The organism is Streptosporangium sp. NPDC023963 (genome assembly GCF_040639135.1).
Lineage (GTDB): Bacteria > Actinomycetota > Actinomycetes > Streptosporangiales > Streptosporangiaceae > Streptosporangium.
The window spans coordinates 632,940-647,044 of the sequence record NZ_JBEZZK010000004.1 but is presented as its reverse complement, the minus strand read 5'-3'; the positions used below and the strand labels follow the sequence as shown (position 1 = coordinate 647,044).

Here is a 14,105-nt window from a genome sequence, read left to right as displayed (position 1 = left end):
TCGGTTTCATCTGGACCAGCGGGCGCAGGCGGTCCGTCCGGAACGGGGTTGAACGGGGTCGGATCGCAACGAGAGCCCTGGGAACCGGTGTTCGCCCGGTGCGGGCTTCGCGTGGTCGGGGGCTCCGAGCCATGTCCCGTAACTCGATCGGGCGGTTTTGTTAGGGTGCTCGGATGCCTTCTCAGCGCGCCCTGCTGCCGCGCTCGACACCGGCCGCCTCGGGGATGTCGTCCCGCGCGGTCACCGCGCTGCTGGACCGGCTCGAAGCGCGATCCGTCGAGTGTCACTCCATCATGGTCGTACGCCGCGGCCACGTCGTCGCCGAAGGCTGGTGGGCGCCGTACTCGGCCGAACGCCCGCACCTTCTCTACTCGCTGACCAAGTCGTTCACCTCGATCGCCGTGGGGCTCGCGATCGCCGACGGGCTGCTCTCGCTGGACGATCGGGTGGTGGACGTGCTGCCCGACCACGTTCCGGCCGGCATCTCGGAACAGGGACGCCGCCTCACCGTTCACCACCTGCTGTCCATGACGACCGGACACCGCACGGACAGCCTCGCCGAGGCCTGGCGCCTGGAGCCGGACGACCTGGTGAAGGGCTTCCTGCGCGTCCCGTTTCCCGAGGCCGAGGGAACACGGCACGCCTACGACAATCCGACCACCTTCGTCCTGGCCCGGATGGTGGAACGGGTCACGGGCCGCGGCCTGCCGGAACTGCTCGACGAGCGCCTCTTCACGCCGATGGGCGTCGACCACGCCGAATGGGACCGGGTGGCGAGCGGCGCCGCCTTCGGATTCCACGGACTGCACCTCACGACCGAGGCCGTCGCCGCCTTCGGCGAACTGCTGCTGCGCGGCGGCCTGTGGGGCGACCGGCGGCTCGTCCCGCGCGAATGGGTGCGGCTCGCGACCGGACGGCACATCGAGACCCTGCCACTCGAGGACGGATCCGCGGGCGCCGACTACCTCTGCGGTTACGGCTACCAGTTCTGGATGTCGCGTCACGGCTACCACGGCAACGGCGCCTTCGGCCAGCATTGCGTGGTCGTCCCCTCGCACGATCTCGTGGTCGCCGTGACCAGCGCCAACACGCGGGAACAGGCGACGCTCGACGCGATGTGGGAGTGCCTGCTGCCCGGCGTGGACCGCGCGGACAGCCCCCGGGACGACGAGATCCTCGCCGATCGGCTGCGGCGGCTGTCGTTGGCGCCGGTGCGGGGTTCGGCCGCCCCGGAGCGTTCCGCCAAGGCGAGACTCGACGCCTCCGCCGAGGATTCGGCCCTGCCCGACGGAACCACGGTGATCGTCGATCCCGTGGACGGCGGATGGCTGCTGCGACTCGGGTCGTCCCTCGACGTCGAGGCCGGTCACGGCGAATGGAGGGAAGGCTCACCGCTCGGCCGTCCCGTCGTCGCGGCCGGCGCCTGGCAGGGCGACACGTTCGTCGCCGACCTTCACGTCATCACCACCCCGCACCGGGTCCGGCTGGTGGTCGACGCCGGCGCGGGGACAGCGGTGGCGACGTGGAACATCGTGCCCCTGACCGGCCCCAGCCTGGTGTCGCATCTGCGATCGCCGCTGATGACACGGCCCGACGTCGCGTAGGTGACGTCGGCCGGGCCCGCAGGGGACGTGAGCCGAGCGGCCTGCGGTCGCCGGCCGTGCGGTGTCTTTCCCGCCCTCCCGGGAGCATCATGTAGCTTCTGCCCATGACGCGGAGCCTGGCCGGGACGATCGGGAGATCTCTGGTGCCGGTCCTGGCGTGCCTGGTGGGCTGCACCGCCACACCCCGGGCCGGGTGGCCCGCCGCGGAGGCCCCGCGGGTCACGGCGAGCCCCGCGCGAAGCGGCCACGGCCCCCTCTCCGGACAGCCGCTCGGCCCCGGCAGCGGGATTCGCCTGCTCGTCGGCGGCGACGGTCAGACCGGCCTGGCCCCGGCGGTACTGGACGTCGACACCGGCGCCTCGACGCCCGTCTCGGGCCTGCCGGATCCGGACCCGCGCCTCACCCTCTCGGCCTTCGTCCACGGCAGGCACACCGTGATCGCGGTGAGCGGACCGGCGGTCGACCAGGGGCGGCTGTACCTGCTCGAGGGCAACGAGGCGCGCAAGCTGGCCACCGGCTGGAACGCGTTCCCCGCCTTCGACGACTCCGGTTTCTGGATCACGGACCGGCCGGCCCACGACGGTCCGTGCACGGTACGGAAGCAGGCGGAGGACGGGAGGACCCTGCGCCGTCCCCGCTGGAGCCACTGCGGCGCGCTGCCGTTCCTCGACACGCCGTACGGCCTGCACGCCAGGCACAGGGACGAGTCGATCCTCCTGGCTCATGACAGCCTGCGGAAGACCGGCAGACACCCCGGGATCGTCGCGGCGACGTCCCGGGAGTTGCTGGTGAGGCGGCGGGACGAGAATTTCGCCCTGGTGATCCCCGGCGCAGGGAAGGAGCGGCCGATCGGCAGGCCGGCCGGAGCGGGCGAGGTCAGGGACGGCGAGGTCAGCCCCGACGGCAGGTACATCGCCGTCCCGTTCCTCGCCCCCACCACGGGGGCGCACGAACGTCTCGACGTCTGGGTGCTGGACACGAAGACCCTGCGATGGGCGCACCTGCCGTCGACGCCCGTGCCCGTCGACGTCAAGACCCGCAGGATGCGCTGGACACCGAACGGGCGGCTGGTGCTCGCGGGCGCCTTTGTCACGACCGCGGACGCCTATCCGCGGGAGAGCGACCACGCCAGCATGATCGCCACCTGGAGGCCCGGCGAGCAGGCGCTGTCCGTCAGGCGGCTCCCCGTGGAGTGGCAGACCAACCTGGAGATCGTCGTCCCGTAGGAAACGGGGCCGGCGGGCGGGAGGCGCCGGACAGCGGCCCCTTCCTCGGCACGGGGGGCGCACGGCGGACCGTGGCGCCTCCTTCCTCGTCGCGGGGGGCGGGGGCGCACGGCGGACCGTCCGGCGACGCTCCCGCGTGTCCGGCGTCAGGTGTCCGGGTCCTCGTCGAGGAGGCGCGTCACCCACTCCAGCGACCCCGTGCCGAGCGCCTCGTCCGCGAGGCGCCTGGCGGACGGTGTCCTCAGCGCCGCGAGTGAGCCGTCGATCCACGGTTGCATGTTCCGGTAACCCTGCTCGCGGTACTCGATGGCCTGGATCAGGCACTCCAGCTTGTCGGCGTCGCGGGCGCAGACGGCCTCGAGGCTGGCCTTCTCCTCGTACTCGCCGACCGCGCCGCTCACCATCCGCGCCACCGGCCCGGGGAGAGCGCGTACCTGGTCGGCGGTGACCTCCTCGTTGGAGGGCGCGGTGAGGTAGCGCCTGGCGAGGTGGTGGATGTCGGTGATGCGGGTCTCCTGGGTGTCGTGGAACAGGCTCATGAACGCCGCCCGCTCCGGGTTGCCGCCCTCCAGCGCGGTGATCACGCTCGCGATGATCGCCGTCCGGAAGGAGTGGTCGGCGACGCTCTCGGGGTCCCGTACCCCGGCGACCAGCCAGCCCGTGCGCTTGTAGCGCTTGAGCAGACCGATCTCGTACAACAGGCCCGCCAGCCTCGACGGTTCCTCCGTCACGGAAGTCCCCTCTTCCCCTCGGTGGATCATGCGCAGAGCGTAGAGGATCGCCTCCGGCCCACGCCGGGACAGCGGCCGGCGCCCCGGCTCTCACCTCTGAATCGTCGTGGTGCCCATTTCGGGGTCCGATCCGTCGCCCGTTGGTTAGGGTGCGAAAGTGGTGAACAGCCTCGGTGAGATGCCCTCCCGTATGTGCGCGACCTACCTGGAACTGGCCGACCGGTACGCGCCGGGCCTGGTCGAAGGTCTCTACCTGCAGGGCTCGATCGCCCTCGGCGACTACCGGCCCGGTAAGAGCGACATCGACTTCGTCGCCGTGGTCGGCGCCCCCCCTGACGCGCGGATCCTGCGCAGGGTGCATGCCGAGTTGAAGCGCCGGTACGCGAAGCCGTACTTCGACGGTCTCTACGTCACGTGGGACGACCTGCGCCGCGACCCCGAGCTGACCCCGGCGAGGCCGGCCGTGCACGAATGGCGCCTTGAGGAGGAGAGCAGGTCCGAGCGGCACCTGGTGACCTGGCACGTGCTGGCCCAGGGCGGGGTGGCGGTGCGGGGGCCCGCGGTCGCGGAGCTGGGGATCCACACCGACTGGGACACCCTGGCCCAGCGGACGCGGGAGAACCTGGACGGCTACTGGACGCGCTGGGTCGAGCGCAGCTCCCGATCGGCGTCGCTGTGGGGAGTGGCCGCTCTCACCGGCTACCAGACCACGTGGGGGGTGCTCGGTGTCACCCGGCTTCACCACACTCTCGAGGCGGGCGAGGTCACCTCCAAGACGGCCGCGGGCGAGTACGCGCTGAAGGTGTTCGACGAACGCCGGCACCGGATCATCCGGGAGGGGCTGCGCCTGAGGGTCGGCGGCCCACCGTTGTATCGCGATCCGTTTCGCCGCCGTGCCGACATGCTGGCCTACATGTCCATGGTGCTGCGATCACGGTGAATCCCCGGAGGCCGTCGCGCGGTGCCGGGCGCGATGGGCGGCCGGGTCACGCGGTGTGCCGTTGTCCGGTGCTTGGCAGCCAAGTGGACTCCCGGTCGATAACGCTGTCAACAGCCACCTGAGGATTTCCTTAATTCGCTGGTAAACGCTTGCCTCTATTCGGGCACGAGAGGCGTGGGGCGGGTTCCGGTCACTTCGCGTGTCCGGGGCGGAGCGGATCGTTCATGGCGCACGGAGGTGAAAGTAGCAGGTCGGACCGCGCGTGCGATGAGCTGGGAATCTGTCGTAGTTACCGGATCGTGATTTGACCCGCGACGATGGGAACGTTAACACTCACTCCATGTAACGGTTGGCCTTTTTTGGTGTTAACGCTCACAACTGGAGTCGCTCAATTTCCCGGTAATCCACGAGCCTGGCGATCTCGCGCCGGAAGCCGGCGCGGGCCGCGTGTGAGGAGACCTTCGTGCTGTCCGCGCACCTCACCCTTGACCCCGCGTTCAGGGTGGCCCCCGTCCACCGGCGCACCTTCGGGACGTTCGTCGAGCACCTCGGCCGGTGCGTCTACACCGGCCTCTACGAACCCGGCCACCCCACCGCCGACGAGGAGGGCCTCCGGCGCGACGTGCTGGAGCTCACCCGCGAGCTGGGCGTCACCACGGCCCGCTACCCCGGCGGGAACTTCGTGTCCGGATACCGCTGGGAGGACGGCGTCGGCCCCCGGGCCGGGCGGCCCCGGCGGCTCGACCTGGCCTGGCACAGCACGGAGACCAACGAGTTCGGCCTGGACGAGTTCGTCGCCTGGACGCGCAAGGCCGGGGTGGAACCGATGATGGCCGTCAACCTCGGCACCCGGGGCATCGCCGAGGCGCTGGACCTGCTGGAGTACTGCAACGTCGAGTCCGGGACCCACCTGTCGGACCTGCGGGTCGCCCACGGCGCCAAGAGACCGCACGACGTCCGGATGTGGTGCCTGGGCAACGAGATGGACGGCCCGTGGCAGATCGGCCACATGACCGCCCGCGAGTACGGGCGGCTCGCCGCCGGGACCGCCCGTGCCATGCGCATGATCGACCCGAACCTGGAGCTCGTGGCCTGCGGGAGCTCCGGTTCCGCCATGCCGACCTTCGGCGCGTGGGAGACCACCGTGCTGGAGGAGACCTACGACGTGGTGGACTTCATCTCCTGCCACGCCTACTACGAGGAGCACGACGGCGACCTGGCGAGCTTCCTCGCCTCGGCGGCGGACATGGACCACTTCGTCGACGCGGTGGTGGCGACGGCCGACAGCGTGGGCGCCCGGCTCAGGAGCAAGAAGAAGATCAACATCTCGTTCGACGAGTGGAACGTCTGGTACCTGTCCCGCTTCCAGAACGCCGAACCGCCGCGCGACTGGCCGGTCGCCCCGCCGCTGCTCGAGGACCACTACCACCTGGCCGACGCGGTGGCCTTCGGCGGGCTGCTGATCTCGCTGCTGCGGCACAGCGACAGGGTGACGTCCGCCTGCCTGGCCCAGCTGGTCAACGTCATCGCCCCCATCATGACCGAACCGGGCGGCAGGGCCTGGAGGCAGACCACCTTCCACCCGTTCGCCCAGGCCTCCCGGTACGCGGCGGGCCAGGTGCTGCGGGTCGAGCCGGACTCTCCCACCCACGAGACCGCGAGGTTCGGCGAGGTCACCGCCCTCGACGCCGTCGCCACCCACGACGAGGAGACCGGCGCCACCACGCTGTTCGCCGTCAACCGCTCGACCGACCGGCCGCTCACCCTCACCGCCGACCTGCGCGCCCTCGGCCCGGTGGAGCTCGCCGGGGCCACGACGCTGTCCGGCCCCGACCCCTACGCCCGCAACACCGCCGACGCCCCGGACACGGTGACGCCCCGTACGAACACCGAGGCCCGCCTCGACGCAGGAACCCTGGAGATCACGCTGCCCGCCGTCTCGTGGAACGTGATCCGTCTCATCCGCCCGTAGGCCCATCCGGCCGCGCTCGTCGAGGGGGGCGCGGCCGCGCCCCCTGGAGACACCTGGAGACACCTGGAGACAGCAGTGGACGACATTCCAGCGACCCCACCCCGGACTCCGCCGACCCCGTCCCGGATCACCCGAAGGAACCTGCTGGGCGGAGCCCTCGCCCTCGGGCTCCTCGGCTCCGGATGCTCCCTCCCCGTGGACCTGGGCTCCTCCCGGACCCGCATCAGATACTGGCACTTCCTCGGCGCGAGCGACGGGGTCGTCATGAACGAGATGGTCGGCGCGTTCGCCAAGGAGAACCCCGACCTGTTCGTCGAGGAGAACGTCCTCGAGTGGGGTGAGGCCTTCTACACCAAGGTCGCGATGGCGGGAGCCGGGGGCCGTTCCCCCGATCTCGCGACCTTCCACCTCGCCCGGCTGCCCGGCATCGGCCCCGGCCTGATCCTGGATCCGATCAACCTCGACCTGCTCGCCGAGAACGGCCTGCGGCCCGAGGACTTCAGCCCTCCCATCTGGGAGCGCGCCCACGTCGACGGAGTGCTGTACGCGGTGCCGTTCGACGCCCACCCCATGGTCCAGTACTACAACACCGACGTCTGCGGCCGTGCCGGGCTGCTCGGCGGCGACGGCAAGCTGCTGGCGACCAAGGGCGCCGACCAGTTGCTGGAGTCGCTGCGCAAGGCCAAGGACGTCCTCGGCGGCAAGCCCCCGCTGGCCTTCGACGCGCTCGGTCTCGGAACGGTGGGGCCGTGGCGGTTGTGGTGGTCGCTGTACCCCCAGAGCGGCGGCACCCTCCTGTCGGACGACGGCACCCAGATCACGATCGACGACGCCAAGGCGCTGGAGGCGCTCTCCTTCATGCGCACGCTGGGCGCGGAGGGACTGTGCGACCCCACCACCGACTACGCGTCGTCGGTCGCCGCCTTCCAGAGCGGTGACGCGGCCATCCTGTGGAACGGTGACTGGGAGATCACGACCTTCAAGCAGGCGAAGACGCCGTTCAGCATGGCGCGCTTCCCCTCGATCTTCGGCGGCGCCTCGGCCCAGGCCGACTGCCACGTCTTCGTCCTGCCCCACCAGCGCGACCGCGATCCGCGGATCGAGCGGGAGACCTACCGGTTCATCGCCCACCTGATCAAGAACAGCGCCGACTGGGCGGTGGCCGGTCACGTGCCCGCCTACCTTCCCGCGCTGGAGGAGCCCGAGTACCTGGCGCTGAATCCGCAGTCGGAGTACCGCTCGGTCATCACCGAGGTGGCGCTCGACCCGCAGGTGTGGTTCACCGGATCGGCCTCGAGGCTGTGGATCGAGTTCGGTGAGGCGTTCTCCCCGGTCATCGCCGGAACGCGCACGCCCGAGCAGGGCCTGGCCCTGGCCAAGGCCGCCCTGCGCAGGCTCATGGAGACCCCCAACCCCTTCCCCGAGGAGCCCCGATGACGACCGGCGTCGAAGCCCCCGCCGCCACCGCCGCACCGGTCGCGAAGATCGGGGCGGGACGCCGCTGGACCCAGCACGGGCTGCTGTTCCTCGCGCCCTTCCTCGTGGTCTACGTGGCCTTCCTCGTCTGGCCGCTGTTGCTGGGCCTGAGGATGAGCCTGTCCAGCGTGAACATCGCCGGGACCAACGCCGGGTTCGTCGGCTTCGCCAACTACGCCGAGGCGTTCGCCGACCCCAGGATGTGGCGCTCTCTCTGGAACACCGTGCTGTTCACCGCGCTGAGCACCGTGCCCCTGGTCGTCCTGGGACTGGTGTTCGCCCTGCTGGTGCACAACCTGCGCTTCGTGCGCTGGCTGTGGCGGCTGTCGTTCTTCGCGCCGTTCCTGCTGCCCTCCGCCGTGGTCGCACTGCTCTGGCGGCATATGATCTACCAGCCCGGCTTCGGCCTGCTGAACGGGACGTTCGGCACCGACATCCTCTGGCTGGGCGATCCGGACCTGGCGATGTGGTCGGTCGTGATGACCACCGTCTGGTGGACGGTCGGCTTCAACTTCCTGCTCTACCTGGCCGCCCTGCAGAGCATCCCCGAGCAGCTCTACGAGGCCGCCTCGATCGACGGCGCCTCGGCCTGGCACAAGCTGCGCTCGATCACGCTGCCGCTGCTCCGCCGCACCACCGGCCTCATCGTGGTGCTGCAGCTGCTGGCCTCGCTGAAGGTCTTCGACCAGATCTACCTGATGACCGGCGGGGGCCCGGAGAACGCCACCCGCCCGATCATCGAGTACGCCTACGACATCGGTTTCATGGGGTACCGCGTCGGCTACGCCTCGGCCGTCTCCTACATCCTCTTCGTCCTGATCGTCGCCGTGTCCCTGGTGCAGTTGCGGCTGTTCCGCAAGCGTGAGGAGTCTCTCCGATGACCAAGAGGTCCAAGAGGTTCAGCCCCGGCCAGCTGGTCCTGCTCGCCGTCACCGGGGCGCTCGCCGTGGTCTGGCTCGCGCCCCTCGCCTGGGCGGTCGCCACCTCGCTCAAGCCCGAGGCCGACACCAACAAGATCCCGCTGCAGTGGATCGGCAGCGAGATCACCCTTGACGCCTACAGGCTGGTCCTGGGCACCGGCGGCATCGTCAAGTGGGCGATCAACTCCACCGTCACCGCGGTCATCGTCACGTTCATGACCGTGCTGTTCTCGGCGATGGCGGCGTACGGCTTCGCGCGCACCCGGTTCCGGGGGCGGCGCGTGCTGCTCGCCGTGATCCTCGCGGGGATCATCGTTCCCCCGCAGGTGCTGATCGCCCCGCTGTTCGCCGAGATGGTCGCCCTGGGCCTGGTCGACACCTGGTGGGGCATCATCCTGCCGCAGGTCGCCGCGCCCGTCATCGTGTACATCCTCTACAAGTTCTTCCAGGCCGTGCCGCCGGAGCTGGAACAGGCCGCGTTCGTCGACGGGGCCGGCCGCTGGCGGGTGTTCTTCACCATCGTGCTCCCGCTCTCGCGCCCGGTGATCGCCGCGGTGGCGATCTTCACGTTCATCACGACCTGGAACAACTTCCTCTGGCCGTTCCTGGTCTCCACCGACCCGAACACGATGACCCTGCCGGTGGGACTGGCCAACGTGGTGCAGGGCACCTTCGGCGTGCGCTACGCGCAGATCATGGCCTCCGTGGTCCTGGCCGGCCTGCCGCTGCTCGTCGTCTTCGTGTTCTTCCAGCGCCAGATCATTCGCGGAGTCGCCCACACCGGCCTGGCCGGGCAGTGACGGGAGCACGGCAGACGGCGTCGAAATCCCGTCGACAAGGCTGTTGCCGACCACCTACGGTGCAGACCATGGCAGATAGCCCCACCATGGGTCAGTGCGACTGCGGTGCAGTCGCCGGCCCGCTGGGCGTGTGCGTGGACTATTACCACGGAATCCTGGCTGAAGAGCAGGCCGATCCTCAGATGTACAGGTGGCACGCGCCTGTGGTGTGTGCGTATCTCCTGCAACATCCTTCCAGAGCTCATGAGAAGTACCTTGACGGTCAGTTCCGCCAGCTGCAGCTCTACGTGGACAAGGGCCTTGACGCATTACTTCGTGTGGCGGCTCATCAGGTGGCGCGGAACAGGCACGGGGCACGGTCGAGCTACGACATGGCGCCATTGGCGGCGTACGCGCCGCTCCCGCCGGGCGGATCTCCCAAGCACTTCCGCGCCACGTTCTGCGGTTTGCCGTTCGAGGAGGGCAGCTTCGTCTCCGATGGGCATCCGGCATACGGACACCGCATCGAAACCATCGCCGAAGCGACCGTGGAGTCCTGGAGATCTGTCCAGGACCGATGATCGAGGGCCCGCGTGACGATATCCGCGCCTGCCGCTCCATCTGCGCTCATTGACCTTTGAGTTGTTGTCGCCGGTAGAGGGTTCGGCCGCGGCTTCGACGCGGTCATCGAGTCCGGCTGGACGGTATGCCGCCCAGCCGGCTCCGACGGTCATCGCGCCCGCCAGGACGCCGGCGACCACCCGCGTCTGGACGGTCATCGCGCCCGCCAGGACGCCGGCGACCACCCGCGTCCTGCCCCGGCGAGGCGCGGGGCTCTCGCCGGCACATATCCCGATCCGTCTTCCTGGGCGAGAGCCGTCCTGCGGGACTTCAAAGGGCGGAGATCCGGGCGACGGTCCTTTGACCGATATCCCGGCGACGCTCGCCCCTGCCGTTCCGGCGCCGCTCGCGGACTTTGGGGTTCGGGCGGACCGCGACGCGGTGCGCCGGGCGGCAGGGCGTGGTCACTTGCTGAAACCGGCCGTCAGGCCGCTGAGCAGCTGGCGGCGGCCGACCACGTACAGCAGCAGGATGGGGAGCGTGGTCAGCACCACGGAGGCGAGCACCGCCGGCACGTTCACGCTGTACTGCCCCTGGAAGGTCCACAGCGCGAGCGGCAGCGTGCGCTTGTCGGGACTCTGGGTGAGGATCAGCGGCAGCAGGAACCCGTTCCAGATCGTCAGCGCGTTGTAGATCGTCACCGTCACCACGGCCGGCATGGTGAGCGGCAACGCCAGGCGCCAGAGTGTCGCCAGCTCGCCCGCGCCGTCCAGCCGCATCGACTCGAACAGCTCCTTGGGCACGTCACGGATGAAGTTGGTCAGGACCAGCACCGACAGCGGGATCGCGAAGGCGATCGACGGGAGGATCAGTCCCGTCAGCGAGTCGTACAGACGCAGCCGGATGATGATCAGGTAGACGGGGATGATGGTCGCCTGCAGGGGGATGGCCAGGCCCATGAGGAAGAGTGCGTTCACCCCGCGCAGGAAGCGGAAGGCGGTGTTGCCCCGGACGATCGCGTACGCCGCCATGAACGCGACCGCGACCGACGGGACGACCGCGCCGACGGTGACGATGAGGCTGTTGAGGAAGTACAGCGGGAAGTCGGACTCGACGACCAGCCGGTAGTTGTCGAGGGTCGGCTCGGTGGGCGGCGCGAGCGGGTTGGTGGCGTAGTAGCTGCTCTGCGCCTTGAAGCTGGTGATGACGATCCAGTAGATCGGCACGATCACGATCACCAGCCACAGCCAGCTCACGGCCCCGCCCAGCCAGTTGGGGCGCTCGCCGAGCGAGCGCCGCTCGCCGCGGGCGGGCGGGCGGCGCCGGTGCCGGCGCGGTGGCGACCCGGGCGCCTCGGTCCGCTTGACCCCTGTCGTGTGGGTCACGCTCATGGTCAGGCCCCTTCCATCTGGCTGGCGCTGGCGTCGCGGCCGCCGAGCCGGCGCAGGAGCAAGGCGATGGCGAGGCCCACCAGGACGAGGATGACGGCGATGGCGCTGGCCGGTCCCATGAGGTTGGCCTGGAACCCGCGCTTGTACATGTCCAGGGCGAGCACCCGGGTGGCGTCGCCGGGACCGCCCGCGGTCAGCACGAAGATCAGGTCGAAGAAGGTCAGCGACCCGACGACCATGAGGGTGGAGGACGTGATGATCGTGTACTTGAGCTGCGGCAGCGTGATGCTGAAGAACTTGCGGACGCGGCCCGCGCCGTCTATCTCGGCGGCCTCGTACATGGATTGCGGGATCTGCCGCACGCCGCCCTGGTAGATCAGCGAGTGGAAGGGGACGAACTGCCACGACACCACGAAGATCACGGTGCCGAAGGCGAGGACGGGCTCACCGAGCCAGTCCTGCACGAGCAGGTCGATGCCCAGCCCGGCGCCGAGCCCGAAGTTCGGGTCGAGCAGGGCCTTGTAGGCGATCGCGATGGCGGCTTGGCTGAGCAGCAGCGGGATGAAGTAGATCACCGCCAGCAGCGAGCGGTAGCGCTGCCGCCCGGCCAGGAACACCCCGATCAGGATGCTGATCGGGGTCTGGACCGCCCAGGAGACGACCATCACCAGCAGCGTTATCCACAGCGCGTGCAGGAGGCCGGGGTCGGCGAGCACTGCCCGCCAGCTGGTGAACCCGGACAGCTGGATCTCGCCGAGTCCGTCCCAGGACGTGAAGCTGAGGAACAGGACCCCGACCAGCGGAATGACCCCGAAGGCGACGAAGATCACCAGGGCCGGCACGGCCAGCCAGGGCAGAAGGCGGCTGTGCGCCCTCTGCCTGGCGGCCGGCGGTCTCCCTGTCCGGGCGGGGGTGGCGAGCGCGCTCAACTGCCGATGACCGCGTTCATGTTGGACACGAACTGCTCCGGCGTGATCGACAGCTGGAACAGTTTGGCGATGTTGTCCAGCAGCACCTCGGCCGCGGTGGGGCTGAGCGCCTGGTCCCAGGACTGGGCGAAGGACTTGGCGTTGCTGGCGATGCCGTAGACGAAGTTCAGGAAGTCCGCGTCCTTGGCTCCGGCGAACGCGCTGTCGGCGCCGTTGACGATCGGCACCGCGCCGGTGCCCGCCCACTCCTTGACGTCCTCGTCGTTGAGCACGGCGGTCGCGAAGAACTTCTTCGCGATCTCCTTCTGCTCGGGGGTCGCCTTGGAGGAGATCGACAGGTACTGGCCCGGGTTGCCGACGGTGTTGCCGGGGTCGCCCTTGCCGCCCTCGACCGGCGGGAAGTTCATGTAGCCGAGGTGGCCGCCGGAGACGAAGTCGCCGCCGTCGGTCGACATGCTGCCGTACGTCCAGCCGCCGTGCAGCATCATCGCGGCCTTGCCGGTGTAGAGCAGGGCCTGGTCGGCGTTGGAGTCGGCCGTGATCGAGGAGAAGCCCTTGATGAACCCGTCCGCCTTGACGAGGTCCTGCAGCTTGGTCAGGGCCTCGAGGGCGGCGGGGTGCGACCAGGCGTCCTTCTTGGCGTCGAACACGGCCTGGAACACCTCGGGGCCGCCGATGCGGTCGAAGAGGAACTCCAGCCACATCATGTTCGTCCAGCGCGACTGGCCGCCGAGGGAGAACGGGGCGATGCCGGCGGCGTTGAACTTGGGGACCAGGGCCATGATGTCGCCCCACGACTCCGGCGGCTCCACGCCGACCTTCTCGAAGACCTTCTTGTTGTAGTACAGGATGATGGGCTGCATGGTCTCGGCCGGCATCGCGTAGATCTTGCCGTCGATCGTGGCCGCCCCGAAGGAGGAGGCGAACAGTCGGTCCTTCACCGCCGGGTTCTGCTCGAACCACGGGGTGAGGTCCTCCACCTGGCCGGCCTGCACGTACGTGCGCAGCGTGCCGCCGCCCCAGCCCCAGATGATGGTGGGCGCCTGGCCCGCCCCGATCGCCGTCTTGATCTTCGTCTTGTAGGCGTCGTTCTGCATGGCCGTGAACTCGATCTGCCCGTTGGGGTTGGCCTTGTTGAAGCGCTCCACGGCCCTGGTGCGCACGCCCTCCTGCGGCTGGGTCGACAGGAACCAGTAGCCGGCCTTGTTCGCGGCGTTCCCGCCGCTCCCGCCGCTCGCGCCTCCGCCCGCCGGGGCGGGGCCGGACGTGCCGCAGGCCGCCAGCGCGGCGCTGAGGGGAATGCCCATCGAAAGGGCGAGGAAGGTGCGGCGGGATGGTGTCGTTGACTCCACGCTGATCTCCGTATGTCGGTGCCGAGGCGGGGCGGGGCTTCAGGTGAAACATGTGGCGGTGGCCGTCGGTCGTGGATCGGCACCTCTGCTACCAGGCGTCCGTCCCCCCGAGCCCAGCATGTCGAAACATTTCCGAAACAGGCCGCGTGGCACGTCAATTTAGATTTCAGCTACCTGCCTGTCAAGGGGTGATCCCATGTCGGCATGAGCTTGGTATGTGAGGG

11 protein-coding genes and 1 pseudogene are annotated in these 14,105 nt (G+C 69.5%); 8 read left to right on the top strand and 4 right to left on the bottom strand.

All coding sequences use genetic code 11. From position 1 onward, the window contains the following. Positions 1-173: 173 nt before the first annotated feature. Together AB0F88_RS17585 and AB0F88_RS17580 are read left to right on the top strand one after the other, a co-directional pair. Positions 174-1,604, top strand: a complete 1,431-nt coding sequence (locus AB0F88_RS17585) for a serine hydrolase (RefSeq protein ID WP_362684295.1) — start codon at positions 174-176, stop codon at positions 1,602-1,604. A gap of 104 nt (positions 1,605-1,708) precedes the next feature. Next, positions 1,709-2,830, top strand: a complete 1,122-nt coding sequence (locus tag AB0F88_RS17580) for a hypothetical protein (protein WP_362684292.1) — start codon at positions 1,709-1,711, stop codon at positions 2,828-2,830. 146 nt (positions 2,831-2,976) lie between these two features. On the opposite strand, the gene AB0F88_RS17575 is transcribed toward AB0F88_RS17580, so the two are convergent. Next, positions 2,977-3,561 carry an HD domain-containing protein gene (locus AB0F88_RS17575; RefSeq protein ID WP_362684289.1) on the bottom strand — a complete coding sequence of 195 codons (585 nt, stop codon included), beginning with the start codon at positions 3,559-3,561 and terminating at the stop codon, positions 2,977-2,979. A 178-nt stretch (positions 3,562-3,739) separates the two neighbouring features. On the opposite strand from AB0F88_RS17575, the gene AB0F88_RS17570 reads away from it, so the two are divergent. From AB0F88_RS17570 to AB0F88_RS17545, 6 genes and pseudogenes are all read left to right on the top strand, one after another. Then, the gene (locus AB0F88_RS17570; protein ID WP_362684286.1) at positions 3,740-4,501 is read left to right on the top strand and encodes a nucleotidyltransferase domain-containing protein; all 762 of its coding nucleotides are present in this window, start codon (positions 3,740-3,742) and stop codon (positions 4,499-4,501) included. Between the two features lie 463 nt (positions 4,502-4,964). Beyond that, a complete protein-coding gene (locus AB0F88_RS17565; protein WP_362684283.1) occupies positions 4,965-6,473 on the top strand; it encodes an alpha-N-arabinofuranosidase in 1,509 nt (502 codons plus the stop codon). A 75-nt stretch (positions 6,474-6,548) separates the two neighbouring features. Continuing rightward, entirely contained in the window at positions 6,549-7,910 is a 1,362-nt protein-coding gene (locus tag AB0F88_RS17560) for an extracellular solute-binding protein (protein ID WP_362684280.1), read from the top strand. Beyond that, positions 7,907-8,794 (top strand): annotated as a pseudogene (locus AB0F88_RS17555) (sugar ABC transporter permease); the annotation flags it as partial. The gene AB0F88_RS17560 and the pseudogene AB0F88_RS17555, both read left to right, overlap by 4 nt. 32 nt (positions 8,795-8,826) lie before the next feature. Beyond that, complete coding sequence (locus AB0F88_RS17550; protein WP_362684277.1) at positions 8,827-9,669, top strand: carbohydrate ABC transporter permease; 843 nt, start codon at positions 8,827-8,829, stop codon at positions 9,667-9,669. A gap of 68 nt (positions 9,670-9,737) precedes the next feature. Further along, on the top strand, positions 9,738-10,229 hold the full coding sequence (locus AB0F88_RS17545; RefSeq protein WP_362684274.1) for a DUF5946 family protein: 492 nt from the start codon (positions 9,738-9,740) through the stop codon (positions 10,227-10,229). A 444-nt stretch (positions 10,230-10,673) separates the two neighbouring features. Here AB0F88_RS17545 and AB0F88_RS17540 read toward each other — a convergent pair whose 3' ends face one another. From AB0F88_RS17540 to AB0F88_RS17530, 3 genes are read right to left on the bottom strand one after another with little or no spacing between them, the layout of a single operon-like run. After that, positions 10,674-11,600: a carbohydrate ABC transporter permease gene (locus tag AB0F88_RS17540; RefSeq protein ID WP_362684271.1), complete on the bottom strand. Its 927-nt coding sequence runs from the start codon at positions 11,598-11,600 to the stop codon at positions 10,674-10,676. Between the two features lie 2 nt (positions 11,601-11,602). Further along, positions 11,603-12,529 carry a sugar ABC transporter permease gene (locus AB0F88_RS17535; protein ID WP_362684267.1) on the bottom strand — a complete coding sequence of 309 codons (927 nt, stop codon included), beginning with the start codon at positions 12,527-12,529 and terminating at the stop codon, positions 11,603-11,605. Further along, positions 12,526-13,881, bottom strand: a complete 1,356-nt coding sequence (locus AB0F88_RS17530; protein WP_362684264.1) for an extracellular solute-binding protein — start codon at positions 13,879-13,881, stop codon at positions 12,526-12,528. Before AB0F88_RS17530 ends, AB0F88_RS17535 begins: the two co-directional genes overlap by 4 nt. Between the last annotated feature and the right edge of the window lie 224 nt (positions 13,882-14,105).